Origin of the sequence: Janthinobacterium sp. PLB04 (genome assembly GCF_021165895.1) — a bacterium.
Classification (GTDB): Bacteria; Pseudomonadota; Gammaproteobacteria; order Burkholderiales; family Burkholderiaceae_D; genus Janthinobacterium; species Janthinobacterium lividum.
Map to the genome: position 1 here is coordinate 4,848,346 of NZ_CP088968.1, position 21,045 is coordinate 4,869,390.

22 protein-coding genes are annotated in these 21,045 nt (G+C 61.1%); 6 read left to right on the top strand and 16 right to left on the bottom strand.

Annotated elements, in window-relative coordinates; genetic code table 11:
* Window positions 1-54 precede the first annotated feature (54 nt).
* The 6 genes from LSO07_RS21385 to rpsO all read right to left on the bottom strand — a co-directional run bounded on the left by LSO07_RS21385 (window position 55) and on the right by rpsO (window position 6,328).
* Window positions 55-264 carry a hypothetical protein gene (locus tag LSO07_RS21385; RefSeq protein ID WP_151096513.1) on the bottom strand — a complete coding sequence of 70 codons (210 nt, stop codon included), beginning with the start codon at window positions 262-264 and terminating at the stop codon, window positions 55-57.
* A 151-nt stretch (window positions 265-415) separates the two neighbouring features.
* Complete coding sequence (locus LSO07_RS21390; protein ID WP_191909749.1) at window positions 416-2,359, bottom strand: methyl-accepting chemotaxis protein; 1,944 nt, start codon at window positions 2,357-2,359, stop codon at window positions 416-418.
* Between the two features lie 121 nt (window positions 2,360-2,480).
* Window positions 2,481-2,777: a hypothetical protein gene (locus LSO07_RS21395; protein WP_034779541.1), complete on the bottom strand. Its 297-nt coding sequence runs from the start codon at window positions 2,775-2,777 to the stop codon at window positions 2,481-2,483.
* Between the two features lie 9 nt (window positions 2,778-2,786).
* Complete coding sequence (locus tag LSO07_RS21400; protein ID WP_151096515.1) at window positions 2,787-3,482, bottom strand: hypothetical protein; 696 nt, start codon at window positions 3,480-3,482, stop codon at window positions 2,787-2,789.
* Between the two features lie 226 nt (window positions 3,483-3,708).
* A complete protein-coding gene (gene pnp, locus LSO07_RS21405) occupies window positions 3,709-5,826 on the bottom strand; it encodes a polyribonucleotide nucleotidyltransferase (RefSeq protein WP_010399742.1) in 2,118 nt (705 codons plus the stop codon).
* Window positions 5,827-6,058: 232 nt separating this feature from the next.
* Window positions 6,059-6,328 (bottom strand): 30S ribosomal protein S15, encoded by a 270-nt coding sequence (gene rpsO, locus LSO07_RS21410; protein ID WP_010399743.1) that lies wholly within the window; start codon window positions 6,326-6,328, stop codon window positions 6,059-6,061.
* Between the two features lie 185 nt (window positions 6,329-6,513).
* Here rpsO and bamE point away from each other — a divergent pair, with 185 nt between their 5' ends.
* A complete protein-coding gene (gene bamE / locus LSO07_RS21415) occupies window positions 6,514-7,011 on the top strand; it encodes an outer membrane protein assembly factor BamE domain-containing protein (protein ID WP_092606134.1) in 498 nt (165 codons plus the stop codon).
* 154 nt (window positions 7,012-7,165) lie between these two features.
* Here the strand turns inward: bamE and LSO07_RS21420 are convergent, their stop codons facing one another.
* From LSO07_RS21420 to LSO07_RS21460, 9 genes are all read right to left on the bottom strand, one after another.
* Complete coding sequence (locus tag LSO07_RS21420) at window positions 7,166-8,710, bottom strand: 2-isopropylmalate synthase (protein WP_099394253.1); 1,545 nt, start codon at window positions 8,708-8,710, stop codon at window positions 7,166-7,168.
* Between the two features lie 48 nt (window positions 8,711-8,758).
* Entirely contained in the window at window positions 8,759-9,610 is an 852-nt protein-coding gene (gene pssA, locus LSO07_RS21425) for a CDP-diacylglycerol--serine O-phosphatidyltransferase (RefSeq protein WP_070255639.1), read from the bottom strand.
* 155 nt (window positions 9,611-9,765) lie between these two features.
* Entirely contained in the window at window positions 9,766-10,521 is a 756-nt protein-coding gene (locus tag LSO07_RS21430) for an SIMPL domain-containing protein (RefSeq protein ID WP_099394254.1), read from the bottom strand.
* A gap of 110 nt (window positions 10,522-10,631) precedes the next feature.
* Window positions 10,632-11,387, bottom strand: coding sequence for an SIMPL domain-containing protein (locus tag LSO07_RS21435; protein WP_034779548.1), 756 nt, complete (start codon window positions 11,385-11,387; stop codon window positions 10,632-10,634).
* Between the two features lie 206 nt (window positions 11,388-11,593).
* Entirely contained in the window at window positions 11,594-12,832 is a 1,239-nt protein-coding gene (locus LSO07_RS21440; protein ID WP_151096516.1) for an MFS transporter, read from the bottom strand.
* A gap of 192 nt (window positions 12,833-13,024) precedes the next feature.
* The gene (locus LSO07_RS21445) at window positions 13,025-13,435 is read right to left on the bottom strand and encodes a hypothetical protein (RefSeq protein WP_151096517.1); all 411 of its coding nucleotides are present in this window, start codon (window positions 13,433-13,435) and stop codon (window positions 13,025-13,027) included.
* Window positions 13,436-13,586: 151 nt separating this feature from the next.
* Entirely contained in the window at window positions 13,587-14,603 is a 1,017-nt protein-coding gene (gene ilvC / locus LSO07_RS21450) for a ketol-acid reductoisomerase (protein ID WP_034750044.1), read from the bottom strand.
* Between the two features lie 73 nt (window positions 14,604-14,676).
* Window positions 14,677-15,168, bottom strand: a complete 492-nt coding sequence (ilvN, locus tag LSO07_RS21455) for an acetolactate synthase small subunit (protein ID WP_010399754.1) — start codon at window positions 15,166-15,168, stop codon at window positions 14,677-14,679.
* Between the two features lie 2 nt (window positions 15,169-15,170).
* Complete coding sequence (locus LSO07_RS21460; RefSeq protein ID WP_052139969.1) at window positions 15,171-16,901, bottom strand: acetolactate synthase 3 catalytic subunit; 1,731 nt, start codon at window positions 16,899-16,901, stop codon at window positions 15,171-15,173.
* Window positions 16,902-17,398: 497 nt separating this feature from the next.
* Between LSO07_RS21460 and LSO07_RS21465 the strand changes: the two genes are divergently transcribed.
* From LSO07_RS21465 to LSO07_RS21485, 5 genes are all read left to right on the top strand, one after another.
* Window positions 17,399-17,968, top strand: a complete 570-nt coding sequence (locus LSO07_RS21465; RefSeq protein WP_034779551.1) for an RNA polymerase sigma factor — start codon at window positions 17,399-17,401, stop codon at window positions 17,966-17,968.
* The gene (locus tag LSO07_RS21470; protein WP_151096518.1) at window positions 17,965-18,369 is read left to right on the top strand and encodes a DUF3619 family protein; all 405 of its coding nucleotides are present in this window, start codon (window positions 17,965-17,967) and stop codon (window positions 18,367-18,369) included. The genes LSO07_RS21465 and LSO07_RS21470 overlap by 4 nt, the downstream gene beginning before the upstream one ends.
* A gap of 2 nt (window positions 18,370-18,371) precedes the next feature.
* Window positions 18,372-19,124, top strand: a complete 753-nt coding sequence (locus LSO07_RS21475; RefSeq protein WP_151096519.1) for a DUF3106 domain-containing protein — start codon at window positions 18,372-18,374, stop codon at window positions 19,122-19,124.
* On the top strand, window positions 19,114-19,650 hold the full coding sequence (locus tag LSO07_RS21480; protein ID WP_151096520.1) for an RDD family protein: 537 nt from the start codon (window positions 19,114-19,116) through the stop codon (window positions 19,648-19,650). The genes LSO07_RS21475 and LSO07_RS21480 overlap by 11 nt, the downstream gene beginning before the upstream one ends.
* A gap of 63 nt (window positions 19,651-19,713) precedes the next feature.
* Window positions 19,714-20,142: a group III truncated hemoglobin gene (locus LSO07_RS21485; RefSeq protein ID WP_151096521.1), complete on the top strand. Its 429-nt coding sequence runs from the start codon at window positions 19,714-19,716 to the stop codon at window positions 20,140-20,142.
* Here the strand turns inward: LSO07_RS21485 and LSO07_RS21490 are convergent.
* Entirely contained in the window at window positions 20,139-20,897 is a 759-nt protein-coding gene (locus tag LSO07_RS21490) for an rRNA pseudouridine synthase (RefSeq protein ID WP_034779556.1), read from the bottom strand. The two genes, LSO07_RS21485 and LSO07_RS21490, sit on opposite strands and share 4 nt — an antisense overlap.
* Window positions 20,898-21,045 lie beyond the last annotated feature (148 nt).

The window sequence follows — 21,045 nt, forward strand, 5'->3', positions numbered from 1 at the left end:
CGCGCATTACCACTGGCTGCCACTGTAGCAGCAGCAAAAATTGCTGACAATCAATTATGAGAAACGGGCTTTTTCGGCGGCGTTCAGGCGCTTGGCCTTGACGACCACCACGTGCATGGCAGTCTTGCCCGCTGGCGCGGCCAGGGTGGCGGTGGAGCTGGCCACTTGCAGGGCCGGAGCGGCCGAGGCGATGGCGTAGCAGCTGGCGCTGACCAGGATGGCGGCGGCAACGGCAATGACTTCCATGTTTTTAGCGACGTTCATGTTGTTCTCCTCGGGTGTCTGGCAGTGGGCTTGCGGTATGTGATCACTATAGCCATACCGCTCCCGGCAGACACGCCGATTGCGACGAACTGCGCTTTTGGCAGGCTGGCCTGACAAAAACGCGGATAAACGTCGATTTACTGCTGCGCGCTTAAAACTCTTCCCACTCGTCAGCGCCGGACTTGGCTGCCTTAACGGGCCTGGCCGGCGACAGCGCGCGGGCCGGCGCGCGCGGCGCGGGGGCAACAGGCCTGGCCTTGAGGCGCGTCACGGGCGCCAGTGCCGCAGCAGGCGCATCGCCCAGGCGGAACATGCCGACGGCTTGCGCCAGGTCCACGGCCTGCTCCTGCAGGCTTTCCGCGGCGGCGGCCGCCTGCTCGACAAGGGCCGCGTTTTGCTGCGTCATGGTATCCATGTGCGTGACGGCCGTATTGATTTCGCCGATGCCGGCGCTCTGCTCGCGGCTGGCCACCGTGATCTCGCTCATGATGGTGGTCAATTGCTGCACCGACGCCACCACCTGATCCATGGTCTGGCCTGCTTCATCGACGAGGCGGCCGCCGGCATCCACTTTTTCCACCGAATCGCCGATCAATTCCTTGATTTCCTTGGCCGCGCCAGCGGAGCGTTGCGCCAGGTTGCGCACTTCGGACGCCACCACGGCAAAGCCCCTGCCCTGCTCGCCCGCGCGCGCCGCCTCGACGGCCGCGTTCAGGGCCAGGATATTCGTCTGGAAGGCGATGCCGTCGATGACGCCGATGATGTCGACGATCTTGCGCGAACTTTCCTGGATGCCGGCCATGGTGCCGACCACTTGCTGCACCACGCGGCCACCCTTGGCCGCCACTTCCGAGGCGGATACAGCCAGCTCATTGGCCGCATGCGCGTTTTCCGCATTCTGCTTGACGGTCGAGGTCAGCTCATCCATCGAACTGGCTGTTTCTTCCAGCGCGCCCGCCTGCGCTTCCGTGCGCGAGGACAGGTCGGCATTGCCGGCGGCAATATCGGCCGATTCGCTGCGCACCAGGGTGCTGATGCTGCGGATCTGCACCAGCACGGTGGCGATCTTTTCGACAAACAAGTTAAACGCCTTGGCGATCTGCGCCAGCTCATCCGAGCCTTCCGCGTCGAGGCGGCTGGTCAGGTCGCCGTCGCCCGTGGCGATCGCTTCCATCGCATCGCGCACCAGGCCCAGGCGGCGCAAGGCGCGCGCCACCAGCGCGCTCAATACCGTGGCGGCCAGGGCCAGCACCAGCAAGGCCGTCAAGGCCGAGGCGCGCAGCATGGAAGTCAATGCTTGCGTCGACTCTGCCCGGTCGAGCACGGTGGCAAGCAACCAGTCACTGCCCGGCACCTTACTTACATGCAAGATGCCGTCACGCTCGCCCAGGCGGATGGCGGCGCCATCGCCGCTCTTTTCAATATCGGCCAGCGCCTGCGCGCTCAGGCCCGGATCGAGTTCGGCCAGGGGCTTCAAGGTCAGCTTGCCGTCCGGGTGGGCGATGATCTTGCCGCCGCCATCGACGAGGAAGGCATAGCTGGATGCCGTCGGCTTGATCGATGCGACGTTTTGCACCACGGCATCCATCATCACGTCGGCCGCCAGCACGCCCGTGACGCTGCCCTTGCCGCCCAGCGGCTCGGCAAACGTCACCACCAGCTTGCCCGTGCTGGCGCCGATATACGGCGCCGTAATGACGGGGCCGCCCGCTTCGGACGCCAGCTTGTACCAGGGCCGCGCCGTGGGATCATAGTCTGCGGCGCGCTTGCGCTCTTGCGAAAAGACGGCGTGCTTGTCGGCAAAGCCGATATACGCCATGTCAAACGTGCCCGCCTGTTCGGCCGCCTTCAGGGCCGGCAGCGGATCGGCCGCCGTGGCGCCCTGCTTGAGTGAGCCCACGACGGCTTGCTTGGAACGCAGCCATTCGGCGATGGCCGCGGCATGGCTGTGCGACAACTGCAGCATCTGCGTGTCGAGCGCGGCCAGGGTGCTTGAGCGCGTAGTGAAAAAATTGGCGATGGCAACGGCCAGCATGGCCAGCACGACGATGGAAACGGCGATGGCGATCAGCCGCGCCTTAAGGGAGGACAACATGGTGCATCCAATAAAAAAGAGAAAATCGGGAGGGATGCGCCATGGTCGATGAATAAGATTTTGTCGTCAAGCAATACTGACAGTCAATTACCCATAAACAACAATTGATACCATATATTAATTACAGCTCGCCGCGCAGCTTGCGCAGGGCCGGCGATTCACCACCCGTCGCTTCGATGCGGAACCGGGCAAATGCCTGCTCCAGTTCAGGGTACTGGCGCAAGCCGCCTTCCGTAAAGTAGCGCCCGCCGGGGATATCGCCCCACGGCAGCGGCGCGCTCAAGGCCCCGCTGCCCGCCAGGGCCAGCAGCGGTTCCAGCGCGCTGCGCAGGTCGGCCACCTCCCCATCGTTAGGCGCCAGCCGGGCCAGCAATTGCTCCAGTTCGGCGGCATGGGCTTGCAAACGCTGTTGATCCATCATCTCTCCTTAATTCTTGATCGTGCCGATCAGCACGGGGGCCGACCACAGGCTGCGGTTGGGCAATAGATACTGCTGCGCCCCGCCCTTGCGCCGTACCAGCCCGCCCAGCTCTTGCGTCGGTGCCACCTGGCTGACGAACACGTTGACAGTGCCCTTGGGCATGATCTGATACACATCATACAGCGGCGCCTCGCTCTTCAAGGGCAAGCCGAAACAGTCGGCCAGGCTGGCGCAACGGCCCGACGCCAGCTGCAATTGCGCGCTGGTAGTGAAGTATGGCGAGTACGGCGACACATTCTGGCCATGCGGCACGATTTTTACCAGCGCGGCCGACATGGCTTGCAAATCTGGCAAGGTACTGCCGGAAGCGAGCTGCTCGACAGCGCGCGCGTAAATCGTCTCGGCCGGGGCGGCTGGATCGGCGGCGCGCAGTTCGCGCAGGAATTGCCGGCCCGGTGCGCTGTCCAGGTAGGGATCGATCGCTTCGCGCTGCAAGCCCGCCGTCTTGAAGGTGCTGAGGTCATTGATTTCGCGCGCATGCACGGCGCGCAAGGCGTCGAGGTCTTGCGCCGGCATGGCCGCGGACGCGGCGGCGATGGGAATTGGCAGCGGCACCGGCGTGGGTGCATTGTCCAGCTGTGCCCGGACACCGGGCACGACGGCAAGCAGAAAGGCGGCGGCCAGCCCGCAGTATGTGCGCATGCTGCATCTCCTTGGAAGACTCGTTCAGGGGAAGATCCCACTCCGAATCTACAAGGCGCGGCGGCGGCCGATACGCGCTGGATCAAGGCCGGTGCAGACAGGCGGGCAAGGCGGCACACGCCTTCGATACAGCGCAAACGCAGCGCATAAAAAAACCGCCAGGGCTTGCGCGCCGGCGGTTTTTGAGCATGCGGCTGAAGCCGCACTCAGGCGTACCTGAAGGACATCAAGCGGCTGGCGCTTCGTTGCCTTCGGCAGCTTTCATCGACAGTTTCAGGCGGCCGCGGTCGTCCGTTTCCAGCACTTTTACACGCACCAGCTGGCCTTCTTTCAGGTAGTCGGCCACGGCGTTGACGCGCTCGTTGGCGATCTGCGAGATGTGCAGCAAGCCGTCTTTGCCTGGCATGACTTGCACGATGGCGCCGAAGTCCAGCAGTTTCAGCACGGTGCCTTCGTAGGTCTTGCCCACTTCGACGGAAGCGGTCAGTTCTTCGATGCGGCGCTTGGCTTCCTGGCCGGCAGCGGCGTCGACGGAAGCGATGGTGACCACGCCTTCGTCGCTGATGTCGATCTGGGTGCCCGTCTCTTCGGTCAGCGCGCGGATCACGGCGCCGCCCTTGCCGATCACGTCACGGATTTTTTCCGGGTTGATCTTGATGGTGATCAGACGCGGTGCGAAATCGGACAGTTCGGTTTTGACGTGCGGCATGGCTTTTTGCATTTCGCCCAGGATGTGCTCGCGGCCTTCCTTGGCTTGCGCCAGTGCCACTTGCATGATTTCCTTGGTGATGCCCATGATCTTGATGTCCATCTGCAGCGCCGTGATACCGTTGCGGGTACCGGCTACCTTGAAGTCCATGTCGCCCAGGTGATCTTCGTCGCCCAGGATGTCGGACAGCACGGCAAACTTGCCGCCTTCCTTGATCAGGCCCATGGCGATACCGGCCACGTGTTCCTTCATCGGCACGCCGGCGTCCATCAGTGCCAGGCAGCCGCCGCACACCGATGCCATCGACGAGGAACCGTTCGATTCCGTGATTTCCGACACCAGGCGCACCGAGTAGCTGAACTCTTCAGCTGCTGGCAGGGCGGCGATCAGCGCGCGCTTTGCCAGGCGGCCGTGGCCGATTTCACGGCGTTTTGGCGTACCGACGCGGCCCGTTTCGCCGGTGGCGAACGGAGGCATGTTGTAATGCAGCATGAACGAATCGGTGAACTCGCCCATCAGCGCATCGATCTTCTGGCTGTCGCGGGCGGTGCCCAACGTCGCCACGACCAGCGCTTGCGTTTCGCCGCGCGTGAACAGGGCCGAACCGTGGGTGCGTGGCAGCACGCTGGTGCGGATCGAGATCGGACGCACGGTGCGCGTGTCGCGGCCGTCGATGCGTGGCTCGCCGTCCAGGATCTGCGTACGCACGATTTTCGCTTCGATGTCGAACAGGATGTTGTTGACTTCGGCGCTGTCGATGGACGCGCCGCCGGCGGCAGCCGCTTCGGCCGACAGGTCGGCGATCACTTCCGACGTCGCCGCTTTCAGCTTGGCCGTACGCTCTTGCTTGTCCTTGGTTTGATACGCGTCATTGATCTTGGCGTTGGCAAAATGCGCGACGCGGGCGATCAGTGCTTCGTTTTTCGGCGCAGGCGCCCATTCCACTTCCGGCTTGCCGCCGTCACGCACCAGGTCGTGAATCGCGTCGATGACGACTTTCATCTGGTCGTGGCCGAAGACCACGGCGCCCAGCATGATTTCTTCGGACAGCTGTTTCGCTTCCGATTCGACCATCAGCACAGCCGTTTCGGTACCGGCGACAACCAGGTCCATTTCCGACGTTTTCAGCTGCTGGACGGTCGGGTTCAGGATGTACTGGCCATTGGCGTAACCGACGCGCGCTGCGCCGATAGGACCGTTGAAAGGCACGCCCGATACGCACAGGGCGGCCGAGGCGCCGATCATGGCGGCGATGTCCGGATCGATTTCAGGGTTGACCGACAACACGTGAATGATGACTTGCACTTCATTCAGGTAGCCTTCCGGGAACAGCGGACGGATAGGACGGTCGATCAAACGGGATGTCAGTGTTTCTTTTTCGGAAGGACGGCCTTCGCGCTTGAAAAAACCGCCCGGGATTTTACCGGCAGCATAGGTTTTTTCGACATAATCAACCGTCAAAGGGAAGAAATCCTGGCCTGGCTTGGCATCTTTGCGTGCCACTACCGTTGCCAGAACGACGGTATCTTCGATCGACACCAGCACTGCGCCGGATGCCTGACGTGCGATTTCGCCGGTTTCCAGGGTCACTTGGTGTTGACCGTACTGGAAGGTTTTCGTAACTTTGTTAAACATGGGGTATCCCTTTTCTAATTGCCGACAGATTTTCAGGGGCTGTCGTTCACCTCACCACAGGCGGCGTAAAAATGCTGCCTTTACTTGTTGCCACCTTTGCTACTTTACTTTTAAAACATGATATCGGGAGAGAATACTGTACTTCTCGATATAAATCCGGAATTCAAATGACAAAATGCCCGCGTCAGCGAACTGGCGCAGGCATTTCTGTATAAACCTTGTACGGCAAAAATTACTTGCGCAGACCAAGTTTAGCGATCAGGTCGCGATAACGGGTAGCGTCTTTAGCCTTCAGGTAGGACAACAGGCTCTTACGACGGTTGACCATCATGATCAGGCCGCGGCGGGAGTGGTGATCTTTCGAGTGGGCTTTGAAGTGGCCGTTCAGTTCGTTGATGCGAGCTGTCAGCAGTGCAACTTGCACTTCAGGGGAGCCGGTGTCGTTTTGACCACGTGCGTTGTCCGCGATGATAGCGGCTTTGTTGATGTTTTCTACTGTCATGATAAACCTTTCACATGCGGTGCACAGAGTCTGAACCCTATCCACCGTGAACTACGATTATTAAAATACTGGCCTATGCTTCCAACCAGACGCGCAAGTATATCGGAAAAAAGCCCGCCTGTATCCTGCCGTGCGGCCTTTTCTCGGTGCATGATAGGATTTTCCTGCATTTCAGGAGGTCAAACATGAAAAAACTGCTCAAATCAGCAACACCGCTGCTGTTTGCCGCACTGGCCGGCTGCGCCAGCTGGAACGCCCCGCCGCCCCAGCCGGGCGAACCGCGCGCCGCCGTGGAAGCGCGCCTGGGCCGGCCGACGAATATCTATCAATTGCCCACCGGGCCTGAACTGGAATACGCGACGGGACCGTACGGCCAGTACACGTACATGGCCCGCTTCGGCCCCGATGACAAGCTAATTTCCTACGAGCAAGTGCTCGACACGCCGGGCTTTGCCCGTATCAAGGTGGGCGTATCGACCCAGCAAGACGTGCTGCATACCCTGGGCCGCCCGACGGAAACATCGTACCTGTCGCTGCCGAAACTGCACGTCTGGTCCTACCGCTACAAGGAATCGGGCGTCTGGGATTCCATGATGCACGTGCACTTCGACCACGACGGCATCGTGCGCATGATGATGAACGGGCCCGATCCGGCCAAGGAAGAGCGGCGCTTTTTCTGGTAGAACATTACCAGCGTAACGACGCCTGATAAAACCGTAGCGAGCGGCAGTGAGGCTCGGCGCCCCCTTTGGGCCGAGAAGCGCAGCCGTGCTGAAGCACGGTGAGCATCACCGGCTGCAAAGCGCGACGCGCAGTAGGTTTGATCAGGCGTACTGCCTACGGCTGCGGGTCGATACGTTCATCCTTTGCATGCAGCTTGTTCAAGGCCGACAGATACGCCTTGGCCGAGGCGACGATGATGTCCGGGTCGGCGCCCACGCCATTGACGATGCGCCCGTCGCGCGACAGGCGCATGGTGACTTCACCCTGCGACTGCGTGCCCGTGCTGATGGCATTGACGGAAAACAAGACCAGCTCCGCGCCGCTGGCGGCCGCGCTTTCGATGGCGTTGACGGTGGCGTCGACGGGGCCGTCGCCCCGCCCTTCGCAACTCAGTTGCTTGCCGCCGACGAGAAATTCCACGCGCGCATGCGGCACGGCGCCCGTCGTCGACTGCTGCGTCAGTGAAATGAAACGGTAGTGCTCACTTTCCTGCGCCTGCTGTTCTTCGCTGACGAGAGCCATGATGTCTTCGTCGAAGATCTCGGATTTCCGGTCCGCCAGTTCCTTGAAGCGGATGAAGGCGGCGTTGATGTCCGCTTCCGATTCCAGCGCGATGCCCAGCTCGTGCAGCCGCTGCTTGAAGGCATTGCGGCCCGACAGCTTGCCGAGGACGATCTTGTTGGCCGTCCAGCCCACGTCTTCGGCGCGCATGATTTCATACGTCTCGCGCGCCTTCAAGATGCCATCCTGGTGGATGCCGGACGCGTGCGCAAAGGCGTTCGCGCCGACGACGGCCTTGTTCGGCTGCACGGCAAAGCCCGTGATTTGCGACACCATCTTGGATGCGGCCACGATCTGCGTCGTATCGATGCCCACCGTCAAGTTGTAATAGGCGGCGCGCGTGCGCAGCGCCATCACCACTTCTTCCAGCGCCGTATTGCCGGCCCGCTCGCCGAGGCCATTGACGGTACACTCGATCTGCCGCGCGCCGCCGATCATGACGCCGGCCAGCGAATTGGCGACAGCCAGGCCCAGGTCGTTATGACAATGCACGGACCAGATGGCTTTGTCGGAGTTCGGTATGCGTTCGCGCAAGCGCTTGATGGTATTGCCGAAGATCTCCGGCACGGCGTAACCGACCGTGTCGGGGAAATTGATGGTGGTGGCGCCCTCGGCGATCACGGCTTCCAGCACACGGCACAGGAAATCCTCGTCGGAGCGGCTGCCGTCTTCGGGGCTGAATTCGATGTCGTCCGTGAACTGGCGGGCAAAGCGCACGGCGTTCTGTGCCTGCAGCAAGACTTCCTCGGGCGTCATGCGCAGCTTCATCTGCATGTGCAGGGGCGACGTGGCGATGAAGGTGTGGATGCGCTTGCGCTCGGCCGGCTGCAGGGCTTCGGCGGCGCGGGCGATGTCGCGGTCGTTGGCGCGCGACAGCGAACAGATGGTGGACTCGCGCACGGCGCCGGCTATCGCCCGTATCGACTCGAAATCGCCCTGCGAGGCAGCGGCGAAGCCCGCTTCGATCACGTCGACCTTCATGCGTTCGAGCTGCTTGGCGATGCGCAGCTTTTCCTCGCGCGTCATGGAGGCGCCCGGCGATTGCTCGCCGTCGCGCAAGGTGGTGTCAAAAATGATGAGTCGGTTGCTGGTGTTCATGGCTGCTCCTGGCTGGCTGAAGACTGGCGACGCTACCGACTCAGCGCATCAATGCTCGGGGTCGGTCTGGATGATGCTGACGGGCTTGCCCTTCGCCATGCGCCAGAAAAACACGGCGTAGCCGGACAGACCATAGGCGACGAAGATCGGGAACAGCACTTTCGGCGGATCGATGGAAATGAGCGCAAAGAACAATGCCAGCAGGAATACAACGATAAAGGGCACGGACTTGCGGAAATTCACATCCTTGAAGCTGTAGAACGGCACGTTGGTGACCATAGTCAGGCCGGAGAACAGGGCGATCGTCCACGAGACCCATGCCAGCTGGTTGCCGGCAAATTCCAGGTCGTTCATGAGCAGGATGAAACCGGCCACCATGGCCGCCGCCGCCGGGCTGGGCAAGCCCTGGAAGAAGCGCTTGTCGACCACGGCGATATTCGTGTTGAAGCGTGCCAGGCGCAAGGCGGCGCCGGCGCAATACACGAAGGCGGCCAGCCAGCCCAGCTTGCCCATGCCGCGCAGCGACCATTCATAGATCACCAACGCCGGCGCGGCGCCGAACGACACCATGTCGGACAGGCTGTCGTACTGGGCGCCGAATTCGCTCTGCGTATTCGTCAGGCGGGCGATGCGGCCGTCGAGGCCGTCGAGGATCATGGCGATGAAGATGGCCCAGGCCGCGTGTTCGAATTTCTGGTTCATGGCCATGACGATGGCGTAGAAGCCGCAAAACAGGGCTGCCGTCGTGAAGGCATTCGGCAACAGATAGATGCCGCGGCGGCGCAAGGTTTTCTTGCCAGTGCCATCGCTCACCGGCTGGCGCACGAATTTGCTGAAGCGGGACGCTTTGGATACTGCGGGGGTGCCGTTCTTGCCTCTACGACGGGGGAAGTTTGCCATGTTGTTCCATATCTTGTGTACTGCGGGGATTCGGTGCCAGATGGCAGGCGCATTCGTCTTGCGGCATGCGCCTGCCGATGTTGCCATTATAGAGGAGCCACCGCCAAAGAAAAGCGCGGCGGCGTCAAGCTGGCAATATTGACGCCGATACTATCCTATTTGAACTTAATCTTCGCCACCAGGCCCATGTTCAGGGTCGTTTCGCCCGCTTCGAAGCTCGGTTCGGCCACCTGGTTGCCGCCATAGCCCATGGCATCGGCGCTCATGTTGCGCGCGCCGGCCACGCTGACGCGCTGCGCGTAATTGCCCGAACCTTCGAAATCGATGGTATCGATCACGGCATCATTGACATTGCGACCCATGGCGCCGGCGATGGCGGCCACGCGCTCGTTCAAGTTCTTGTACGCGGCCGCGATGCGCTGGTCATCGAGCTTGCGGATGGTGGCCGGCGCCAGGCCGAAATTCAGGCGGTTCAGGGTCAGCACGCCTTGCGCTGCGGACACGGTTTTCGGCAAGGCGGCCAGGTTGGTCGTCGTCACCTGCAGATACTGGCCCACTCGCCAGCCGGTCGGCACGCGCGGCTTGGCGGCGACGCCCGGCGGCAGGGGCGCCGTTTCCGGATACACGGCATACGTGTAGTAGCCCTGGGTCTTCAGCACGGCTTGCGGGTCGGCTTTCTTGACGATGGCCGCGCCCTGGTTCATCTTCTGGTTCACGCGCGAGGCGGCAGCAGCCTTGTCCTTGTCCTGCTCTTCGATGGCCAGGGTGACGGTCACCTGGTCGTTCGCATGCACCACTTCGCCGTTGGCGGGCACCACCACGAGTGTGCCGGAGGTGGGCAGGGCCTGGGCTTGTGCGCTCAGGGCAACGGTAGCGGCGGCGGCTGCCAGCATAGCTTTCATGACGGTCATAGTGTTCTCCTGGAAATAATGGGGCAAAAACGACCATGGGGCCAGCAGCCCCATGATCTTTACAACATGCTAACGCGGAAGCATTTCCGCGCGACTCAGCTTACTTGAGCTTACTTGAACTTGACCTTGCCGACGACGCGCATGTCGAGCGTCGTTTCGCCCGGCTCGAAGCTCGGTTCGGCAACGGTGCTGTCTTCAGCCATCTTGGCGCTGCGCATCATCATCGGCGCGGCGGCAGCACGGTTTTCGGTGACATAGTTGCCCGAACCTTCGAAGTCCACCGTATCGAGCACGGCGTCGGAAACGTTGCGGCCCATGGCCTTGGCGATGGCGGCCACGCGCTCGTTCAGGTTTTTATACGTGGCGGCGATGCGCTGGTCATCCAGCAGGCGGATGGTTTCCGGCTTCAGGCCGAAATTCAAGCCGTTCAAGGTCAGCACGCCTTGCGCCGCCGACACGGTTTTTGGCAGGGACGCCAAGTTGGCCGTCGTCACTTCCAGGTACTGGCCCACGCGCCAGGCCGTTGGCAGGCGCGGCTTGGCCACGGCGCCAGCCGGCAATGGACGCTCTTCCGGATACACGGGATAGGTGTAGTAACCGTACGATTTCAATGCTGCCGACGGATCGGCCTGCTTGACGATGGCGATACCCTTGTTCATCTTCTGGTTGACTCTCGACGCGGCGGCAGCCTTGTCCTTGTCCTGTTCTTCGACGGCCAGGGTAGCGACCACCTGGTCATTGACATGCTTGACTTCGCCAAACGCGGGTACGACCACCAGGGTGCCGTTGGTCGGCAGGGATTGGGCTTGTGCGCTCAGGGCAACGGTGGCGGCGGCGGCAACAAGGACGGATTTCATCACGGTCATGGGGGTACTCCTAGGTAGTTAATATGGCTGACAGCCAGCGAAGGGGACGCTTTTGCCATCCCTTTCGCCTGAGAAACTTGTCAAACTGTGTAGATTCTAACGCCTCATTCATTCCTGTGGCGCAAATTAACAAATCGTCACAAAATGTGCTTGCCAGTCACATCTGCTCACATTTCAACACAGCGACATTCAAAATAACAGTGTTCTTAGTGACCGTGCACCGCACCGCCGCTGCGCCGGCCTGGCTTGAAACTATGCCGGTGCGCGCGCCAGGCGATGGTCAGTGCCACCATCAGCAAGGCCAGCATGGCCCACGGGAACGACGCCGCGCCATAACCGTCGAGCAGCATGCCGCCCGCCAGGCCGCCGCCCGCGATGGCCACGTTCCAGATGGTCGCCACCATGGCCTGCGCCACATCCATGCCGTCGCCAGCCGCGTCCGCCGACGCCGTCTGCAGCAAGGTGCCGGCGCCGCCAAAGGTGATGCCCCAGATGGCCATGCTGACATAGATGACGATCGGGGAGTCCATCGCCAGGCCCAGCGCCACCATCACGAGGGCAAACGCGGCGATGCAGCCAAGCACGAGCGGGCGCAGCCAGCGGTCGATCAGCTGACTGACCAGCCAGATGCCGGCCAGCGAGCCCACGCCATACACGAGCAGCACCAGGTCGACGCGGGGGCGCAAGCCGGACGGCGCCAGGAACGGCGCGATGTAGGTATACAGAATGTTATGCGCCAGCATCCAGGCGACGATGACGGCCAAGATCGGCCGCACGCCCGGCGTCATGAACACCTGACGGATCGACAGGCGTTCGCCATTCTTTTGCCCCGGATAATCGGGTACGGCCAGCAACACCCACGCGACCAGCACCACGGCCATGCCGGACATGATGCCGAAGATGCTGCGCCAGCCCAGCACGCCACCCATCAGGGTGCCTAGCGGTACGCCCAGCGACAGGGCCAGCGGCGTGCCGATCATGGCAATGGCCATCGCCCTGCCCTGCTGTTCGACGCTGACCATGCGGCGCGCGTAGCCGGCCATCAAACCCCAGGCCAGCCCGGCGGCCATGCCGGTGACGAAGCGCGAGGCCAGGGCGACCATATAGTTGGGCGACAGGGCCGTCGCCGTATTGAAGATCAAAAAGCCGATGATGGCCAGCAGCAAGACATTGCGCCGGCGCCAGCCGCTCGTCATGGCCGTCAGGGGAATCGCCGTCAGGATCGAGCCGATGGCGTACACGGTCACCAATTGGCCCGTCATGACTTCGGAAATATTCAGGTCCCGGGCAATCTGCGGCAGCAAGCCGGCCGGCAAGGTTTCCGACAGGAGGGCGAGAAACGCCGTCATGGCCAGGGCCAGCAAGGCCAGGACGGGAAGCCGTTCGGAAACGGAGGATTCAGCAGCGCCCGGCATGGGTACTGTGGCGGTAATGCGGTCAGTCATAGGGGTCCTTCAGGTTGCGCAAGCGGCTGATCAATTAGCGCCTGGCGTGCTACAAAAGCGGTGATGCGCGTTGCGGTCGGCAGATACCGAAACAGATGCAGTCCATAGGAAACTGCAAAGGAAGGGCGGAATTATATAGGAGGCGGGCGAAAAGCGTGCGCACCAAGACAGCCGTGCTTGAACCGGCAGTGCTCAAGCTGGTGTCATGCAGGCATCATTGGCCGCCTTGCGCGGCGAAAACCAGGCATTCGATTTCGGACTGTACAGGAAGGCGCAGATGACGGCGAACGTCAGCGCGCCAGGCAAGACGTCCATCTTGACCGGCAAGGTCGCCAGGCAGAGCGCAATGTCGATCACGCCCCACACCAGATACACCGTGCGCGCGCCACGCTGCCGTTGCAGCATGGCCAGCGCCGCCACCAGGGTAATGCCCTGGCTGAAGAGCAAAATCGCGTATTGCACCTCGGCGGGAATCACGCCGTCCCCCATTGCGGCCAGCATGGCGGGATCGTGGCGGCCGAGGAAAGCCGACGCCAGCGCTGACAGCGAGCCGATGACCAGAAACCAGCAGCTGACGGCAACCGCGACGGGGCGCTTGAGCACATGAAGATTCCCGACAAAAACTTTAGAAAAAACAAGCATGAGGCTGACGGTATTGTTGAATGGGCCTGATTGTAACGGATGTTGCCTGCCAAGCGCCTGCGCACAAAAAAAAGCCGGCTTGCGCCGGCTTCTTGTGAGGAACTATGACTGCTTAGTTCTTCGACTGGTCAACCATCTTGTTCTTGGCGATCCAAGGCATCATGGCGCGCAGTTTCGCGCCCACTTCTTCGATCTGGTGCTCGGACGTCAGGCGGCGGCGCGAGATCAGGGTCGGTGCGCCCGCCTTGTTTTCCAGGATGAAGCTCTTCGCGTATTCGCCCGTTTGAATGTCTTTCAGGCATTGACGCATCGCATCTTTGGTGGCCGAGGTCACGACCTTAGGACCGGTCACGTATTCGCCGTATTCGGCGTTGTTCGAGATCGAGTAATTCATGTTGGCGATGCCGCCTTCATAGATCAGGTCGACGATCAGCTTCAGTTCGTGCAAGCACTCGAAGTAGGCCATTTCAGGCGCGTAACCGGCTTCCGTCAGGGTTTCGAAGCCAGCCTTGATCAGTTCCACGGCGCCGCCGCACAGCACGGCTTGTTCGCCGAACAAGTCCGTTTCAGTTTCTTCGCGGAAGTTCGTTTCGATGATGCCGGCACGGCCGCCGCCGTTGGCGGAGGCGTACGACAGGGCGATATCGCGGGCGATGCCCGATTTGTCCTGGTACACGGCGATCAGGTGGGGCACGCCGCCGCCCTGGGTGTAGGTGGCGCGCACGGTGTGGCCCGGGGCTTTCGGCGCGACCATGATCACGTCCAGGTCGGCGCGTGGCACGACTTGGCCGTAATGCACGTTGAAGCCGTGGGCGAAGGCCAGGACGGCGCCTTGCTTGGCGAACGGGGCGATGTTCTCGTTGTAGACCTGGGCGATGTTTTCATCCGGCAACAGGATCATGATGACGTCGGCTGCTTTCACAGCGTCGTTGACTTCCGCTACTTTCAGGCCCGCTTGCTCGACCTTGGTCCACGAAGCGCCGCCCTTGCGCAGGCCGACGGTGACGTTGACGCCCGAATCGTTCAAGTTTTGTGCGTGTGCATGGCCTTGCGAACCGTAGCCGATGATGGCAACGTTTTTGCCTTTGATCAAGGAGAGGTCAGCGTCTTTGTCGTAAAAAACTTTCATGGTATTTCCTATAATTTGATGATGCGTTGTTGTTTTAAATGCGGCGCCAGGGCCGCGTAGTGCTGCTTGTCTTTTATACTTTGAGGATGCGTTCGCCGCGGCCGATACCGGAACCACCCGTGCGGACGGTTTCCAGGATGGCGGCGCGGTCGATCGAATCGATGAACGCGTCGAGCTTGACCTTGTTGCCGGTCAGTTCGATCGTGTACGTCTTTTCGGTGACATCGATGATGCGGCCACGGAAGATATCGGCGGTGCGCTTCATTTCCTCGCGCTCCTTGCCCACGGCACGAACCTTGATCAGCATCAACTCGCGTTCGATATGCTGGCCTTCGGTCAGGTCCACCACCTTCACCACTTCGATCAGGCGGTTCAGGTGCTTGGTGATCTGCTCGATGATGTCGTCCGAGCCGCTGGTGACGATGGTCATGCGCGACAGGGTCGAGTCTTCCGTCGGCGCCACCGTCAATGTTTCGATGTTGTAGCCGCGTGCCGAGAACAGGCCCACCACGCGCGACAGGGCGCCCGCTTCGTTTTCCAGCAAGACAGAAATAATATGGCGCATGATTAGAGGTCCTCCGAGCCGAGCATCATTTCGGACAGGCCTTTGCCGGCTTTCACCATGGGCCACACGTTTTCGGACTGGTCGGTAATGAAGTTCATGAATACCAGTCTGTCTTTCATGCCAAACGCCTCTTTCAGGGCGCCGTCGACGTCGCCCGGTTTTTCAATTCTCATGCCCACGTGTCCGTAGGCTTCAGCCAGCTTCTCGAAGTCGGGCAGCGAATCCATGTACGACTCGGAATAGCGCGAACCGTAATCGATTTCCTGCCACTGGCGCACCATGCCGAGGAAACGGTTGTTGAGCATGATGATCTTCGGCGTCAAATGATACTGCTTGCACGTCGCCAATTCTTGGATGCACATCTGGATCGAACCTTCTCCCGTGATGCAGGCAACGGTGGCGTCCGGATTGGCCATCTGCACGCCCATGGCATACGGCAAGCCGACACCCATGGTGCCCAGGCCGCCGGAATTGATCCAGCGGCGCGGCTTGTCGAAGCCATAATATTGCGCAGCCCACATCTGGTGCTGGCCCACGTCGGACGTGATGAAGGCGTCGCCCTTGGTGATCTGGAATACCTTTTCCACCACCGCTTGCGGCTTGATGACCAGGTCGGAGGTCGGGTATTTCAGGCATTCGCGGCCACGCCATTCGGCGATCTGCTTCCACCAGTTGCTCAATGCATTGACGTTCGGCTTGGCTTCGGCCGCGTCCAGTTGCGCCAGGAATTCGATCAGCACATCCTTGACGTTGCCGACGATGGGAATGTCGACCTTCACGCGCTTGGAAATCGACGATGGATCGATGTCCACGTGGATGATCTTGCGCGGATGCGAAGCGAAATGTTTCGGGTTGCCGATCACGCGGTCATCGAAACGGGCGCCGATGGCGATCAGGACGTCGCAGTTCTGCATCGCCATGTTCGCTTCATAGGTGCCGTGCATGCCGGGCATGCCGACATACTGCTCGCTCGAGGCGCGGTAGCCGCCCAGGCCCATCAAGGTGTTGGTGCAAGGGAAACCCAGGCGGTCGACCAGCTTGTTCAGCTCGGCCGAGGCATTTGCCAGGATCACGCCGCCGCCCGTGTAGATCATCGGGCGTTCGGCTTGCAGCAGCAGCTGCACGGCCTTGCGGATCTGGCCCGAGTGGCCCTTGTCGACAGGACGGTAGGAACGCATTTCGACTTCCTTCGGATAGTCGAAATGGCATTTGTGCATGCTGATATCCTTGGGGATATCGACCAGCACGGGTCCCGGACGGCCGGTACGGGCGATGAAGAAAGCTTTCTTGATCGTCGCTGCCAGGTCCTTGACGTCCTTGACGAGGAAGTTGTGCTTGACCACGGGGCGGGTGATGCCGACCGTGTCGCATTCCTGGAACGCATCCTGTCCGATGGCGTGGCTCGGCACCTGGCCGGAGATCACGACCATGGGAATCGAGTCCATGTACGCGGTGGACAGGCCCGTGACGGCATTCGTGACGCCCGGACCGGACGTGACGATGGCGACACCGACCTTGTTCGAGCTGCGCGAATAGGCATCGGCGGCGTGGATCGCGGCCTGCTCGTGGCGTACCAGGATATGCTGGAATTTGTTTTGCTGGAAGATGGCGTCGTAGATGTAGAGTACGGCTCCGCCCGGGTATCCAAAGACGTGCTCGACGCCCTCTTCAGCCAGACAGCGCACGACAATTTCTGCGCCGGTAATTGGTCCTGCTGCTGCTTCGGTATTCATGAAACATTCCTTTCAAGGTCCATTGGAGATTGATCGGATGTTCTTTCCTGACGAAGTTCGCCGTGCGCGACAGTGCTCCTGCTTCCCTTTTCATGCGGTCACGACATTTCTTTGGGCACCCATAGATACCTTACAAAACAACGCTTAACGCAACTCGTTTGGCCGGAGTTTCTGTGGCGCCTGTACGAACCGCTCGCGCTTGTGGCGCGGGTTAGAACAAACTGCCTACAAATGAAAGCGCGTCTTGCCGCGGATGGCCTTGTGTGCCGGTCGCGACCTGACCATAGGGCTTTGGGGTGTTCAAAGCGTCCCATACGTTATCGCGTTGCACCATTATGGTCAAGGAAAATGTCAGCGCTGCTGCCTTTTTGCTCACCCGATATGCAAAAACCATGCGGAAACGCACATTTTTTGCTAGCATGCGCTCAGTTTACGAAAAGCAGTCCCGCCTCCTCTCCGCCCACAGCACACGCAGCCGTTAGCTCGCCCCATACCGCATGGCAACAGACAAAGAATTATCCGACTTTCTAGAAAATGTCGAGCGGCGCGCTTTCAAGCAGGCCGCCTACGCGGTCCGCAAGGAAGAATCGGCACTCGACATCGTGCAGGACGCCATGATCAAGCTGGCCGAAAAGTACGGCGACAAGCCGGCCGCCGAGCTGCCGATGTTGTTCCAGCGCATCTTGCAAAACACCATACTCGACTATTTCCGTCGCGAAAAAGTGCGCAACACCTGGGTCAGCCTCTTCTCCGGCATGAAGCCCTCGGGCGACGAGCATGAGGATTTTGATATACTTGATACTTATGAATCGGAACAGGGCTCCAGCGCCGCCGAATCCTCGGCCGACCAGGTCGAACGCGCGCAAATCCTTGATTTGATTGATGCAGAGGTACAAAAACTGCCCTCACGTCAACGCGAAGCCTTCCTCATGCGTTATTGGCAGGACATGGATGTGGCTGAAACAGCGGAAGCGATGGGTTGCTCCGAAGGTAGCGTGAAAACACATTGCTCTAGAGCTACCCACACGCTCGCCGAATCGCTGAAAGCCAAGGGAATTAAATTATGAACACCGACGATCTCAATTTCGCTTACAAAGTGCGCCATGCACTGAACGAAAAACTCGACGACCTGCCCGCATCGGCCACCGATCGCCTGGCAGCGGCACGCAAACTGGCCCTGTCGCGCAAGAAGGCGGACGCGCCCGCCGCCGTCACCGTGCGCCAGAATGTGTTCGCCGGCGCGGCCAGCGGCCTGTTTGTCGAACCGCTGTCGTGGCTGGGCCGCATGAGCGTCATCATCCCCCTGCTGCTGCTGGTCGGCGGCCTGGTGGGCATCTATCAGTTTGAGCAGGAACAACATATTGCCGAACTGGCAGAAATCGACGCCGCCGTGCTGTCGGACGAACTGCCGCTCTCCGCCTACATGGACCATGGCTTCAACGCCTACCTGACGAAACGCGAGCAATAAACATGGCACGCTCGAGCGTACGCAAAGGCTGGCTGGCTGGCGGCATCGGCCTGGGTGCCTGCGCCCTCGCCGGCGCCGCCTGGGTAGGAGCGCAGCAACATGCCGCTCCCGTCGCCCCTCCCGTGGCGGCCGCGCCCGTGGTGGTGGCGCCCCCGGCCCCGGCCGTCAAGCCCGGCTCCCCCCGCACGGCAGGCAAGGGCGGCACGCCGAAGGCCGGCGATAACCCATCCTGGAACAAGCTGTCGCGCGCGCAGCAGGAAGCCCTGCAGCCGCTGGCGGGCGAATGGAACAAGCTGGAAGCCTTGCGCAAGCAGAAATGGCTCGATATCGCCAGCCGTTTTGCTTCCATGACGCCGGACGAGCAGACCCGCGTGCATGAACGCATGCGCGAATGGATCAAGCTGACGCCGGAACAGCGCCGCCTCGTGCGCGAAAACTATACGCGCACGAAGAAGATTGATCCGGGTCAAAAAACCGCGCAATGGGAGCAGTACCAGCAATTGCCGGAAGATCAAAAGAAAAAGCTGGCGACGGAACTCGTGCCGAAGAAACCGCTGGGCAAAGTGCCCGCGATCAATTCCAACACGAGCAAGCCGCCCGTGCTCATGGCGCCCGCCACGCCGGCAGCGCCTGCCGCCGCCGTGCCCGTCCTGCCGCCCGCTCCCGCAGCGCCGGCAGTGCCGGCAAGCGATCCTGCCGCCGTGCCAGTCACGCCACCTACCACGCCTGCCCCACTGCCAACCAATGTCAAATAGCACGCCTGCCGCCAGCATCACTTCCCATCCCACGATCAAGCGTCGCCTGATTTCCATGGTGTACGAGTCGCTGCTGGCCCTGGCCGTGCTGTTCCTCCCCTTCCTGCTGTTTGAACTGGCCGTGCAAGGCGCGCATACGCCGCTGACGGAACACATGCGCCAATGCCTGGCCTTCCTCGTCATGGGCGCGTATTTCATCCATCAATGGAGCCGCGAAGGGCAAACCCTGGCCATGAAGACGTGGCGTTTGCAACTGGTACTGCAGGGCCATGCCCACGTGCCGCTGCGCGTGGCCGCGTACCGTTACGTCCTGTCATGGATGTGGCTGCTGCCAGCGCTCGTGGCGGCGTATGCCTTCGACCTGCAGCACTGGACTGCCCTGGGTGCCATCGGCATCGGCATCCTGGCCTGGTCCAGCACGGCCCTGTTCACGGGCAATGGGCAATTCCTGCACGACAAGCTGGTGGGCACGCAGATCGTCCAATTGCCTGCACCCGCAAAGAAGTCGAAGAAAGTCGCCGCCTGAGTTTTTGCGCGGCTTGACCTGGGTCATTGAAGCGCCACGGGGGCTCTGCGATCATGGCATGCCATGAATAATACCGCCCCCCTCCCCCACACACGCTTCGCCCCCTACCGCGAGGAAGTCTGCAGCGAAGACGAAGTCAAGCATCTCGTCCACACCTTTTATGCGGCCGCGCGCGACGACGCCATGCTGGGTCCCATCTTTGCTGCCGAGGTCAAGGATTGGGATGCCCATCTGGCAACATTAATCGATTTCTGGTCAGGCTTGCTGCGCGGCACCATGCGCTACCACGGCAAGCCGCTGGCCCAGCACGCGCAAATGGAAAATTTGACGCCCTGCATGTTCCGCCGCTGGCTGACCCTGTTCTTCGCCACGACCGAGAGCATGGGCAATGCGGCCCTGCAAGAGAAGGCCAATACCATCGCCTTGAATATTGCCGAACGGCTATGGAAAAGCTTTGCGGAAAACCACGCCATCACGGCGCCGCAGCTTTAGAACCTCTCGTAACCCTGCAGGTAGCGCCACTGACCTGACGGCATGGCGCCCATCGAAATGCGGCCGATGCGCAAGCGTTTCATGGCGACGACGTCCAGGCCCACCATCTTGCACATGTGGGCGATCTGGCCCGGCTGCACGTTTTTCAGGGCAAAGCGCAAGCGCGTTTCATTTTGCCAGCTGACCTTGATCGGCGGCAAAGGCTTGCCATTGAAGGGCAAGCCGTGATTGAGCAGCGCCAGGCCATTCTCGGCGATGGCGCCCGACACTTCCACGATGAATTCCTGCTCCACCGTTTTCGCTTCGTCGACCAGCTTGCGGGCGACGCGGAAATCCTGCGTAAACACCAGCAGGCCGGAAGCCATGGTCTCGAGCGGATTGGTGATGGTCAGGCCGATCAGGTGGCGCTTGAGGAAGCGCGTGACGGAGCTGGGCGCCACATTTTCCGGTGTGAAAATTTCTTCAGGACGCAAACAGCTCAAGGCTGGCTTGCCTTCCGCGCCCACGCCGCCATTGATGCCGGCCGGCTTGTGCAGCAAGATCGTCACGGGCGGCATTTCTTCCAGGGTCGCATTCGGCAGCAGCACCACCGTCTGATTATCGGCCACGCGCGCGCCCGACTCTTCCACCAGCACGCCATCGACCGTCACCCAGCCGCCCTCGATATACAGCTCGGCCTCGCGGCGCGAACAGGGCACGTCTTCAGACAGGCGCTTGGCCAGGCGGACGGTGGGCATTTCAATAGGTGTGGTCATGGGGAGGCGCAAAAAGCAAGAGGAGGAGAAAGCCGGTATTGTAACCGACCCGCTCCTCCCCTCTTGTTGATTGCGCAGGTGGTTGTCGGATTACGCTGCGCTAATCCGACCTACGTGGCGCATCAGGCAGGTTGGATTAGCGGCTTGC

Coding starts and splice junctions, on each gene's coding strand:
- LSO07_RS21490 (WP_034779556.1), bottom strand. CDS start 20,897: ATGACCACACCTATTGAAATGCCCACCGTCCGCCTGGCCAAGCGCCTG.
- LSO07_RS21465 (WP_034779551.1), top strand. CDS start 17,399: ATGGCAACAGACAAAGAATTATCCGACTTTCTAGAAAATGTCGAGCGG.
- LSO07_RS21440 (WP_151096516.1), bottom strand. CDS start 12,832: ATGACTGACCGCATTACCGCCACAGTACCCATGCCGGGCGCTGCTGAA.
- LSO07_RS21460 (WP_052139969.1), bottom strand. CDS start 16,901: ATGAATACCGAAGCAGCAGCAGGACCAATTACCGGCGCAGAAATTGTC.
- LSO07_RS21390 (WP_191909749.1), bottom strand. CDS start 2,359: ATGTTGTCCTCCCTTAAGGCGCGGCTGATCGCCATCGCCGTTTCCATC.
- bamE (WP_092606134.1), top strand. CDS start 6,514: ATGAAAAAACTGCTCAAATCAGCAACACCGCTGCTGTTTGCCGCACTG.
- LSO07_RS21475 (WP_151096519.1), top strand. CDS start 18,372: ATGGCACGCTCGAGCGTACGCAAAGGCTGGCTGGCTGGCGGCATCGGC.
- rpsO (WP_010399743.1), bottom strand. CDS start 6,328: ATGACAGTAGAAAACATCAACAAAGCCGCTATCATCGCGGACAACGCA.
- LSO07_RS21480 (WP_151096520.1), top strand. CDS start 19,114: ATGTCAAATAGCACGCCTGCCGCCAGCATCACTTCCCATCCCACGATC.
- pssA (WP_070255639.1), bottom strand. CDS start 9,610: ATGGCAAACTTCCCCCGTCGTAGAGGCAAGAACGGCACCCCCGCAGTA.
- LSO07_RS21395 (WP_034779541.1), bottom strand. CDS start 2,777: ATGGATCAACAGCGTTTGCAAGCCCATGCCGCCGAACTGGAGCAATTG.
- LSO07_RS21485 (WP_151096521.1), top strand. CDS start 19,714: ATGAATAATACCGCCCCCCTCCCCCACACACGCTTCGCCCCCTACCGC.
- LSO07_RS21385 (WP_151096513.1), bottom strand. CDS start 264: ATGAACGTCGCTAAAAACATGGAAGTCATTGCCGTTGCCGCCGCCATC.
- LSO07_RS21470 (WP_151096518.1), top strand. CDS start 17,965: ATGAACACCGACGATCTCAATTTCGCTTACAAAGTGCGCCATGCACTG.
- LSO07_RS21430 (WP_099394254.1), bottom strand. CDS start 10,521: ATGACCGTCATGAAAGCTATGCTGGCAGCCGCCGCCGCTACCGTTGCC.
- pnp (WP_010399742.1), bottom strand. CDS start 5,826: ATGTTTAACAAAGTTACGAAAACCTTCCAGTACGGTCAACACCAAGTG.
- ilvC (WP_034750044.1), bottom strand. CDS start 14,603: ATGAAAGTTTTTTACGACAAAGACGCTGACCTCTCCTTGATCAAAGGC.
- LSO07_RS21400 (WP_151096515.1), bottom strand. CDS start 3,482: ATGCGCACATACTGCGGGCTGGCCGCCGCCTTTCTGCTTGCCGTCGTG.
- LSO07_RS21420 (WP_099394253.1), bottom strand. CDS start 8,710: ATGAACACCAGCAACCGACTCATCATTTTTGACACCACCTTGCGCGAC.
- LSO07_RS21435 (WP_034779548.1), bottom strand. CDS start 11,387: ATGACCGTGATGAAATCCGTCCTTGTTGCCGCCGCCGCCACCGTTGCC.
- ilvN (WP_010399754.1), bottom strand. CDS start 15,168: ATGCGCCATATTATTTCTGTCTTGCTGGAAAACGAAGCGGGCGCCCTG.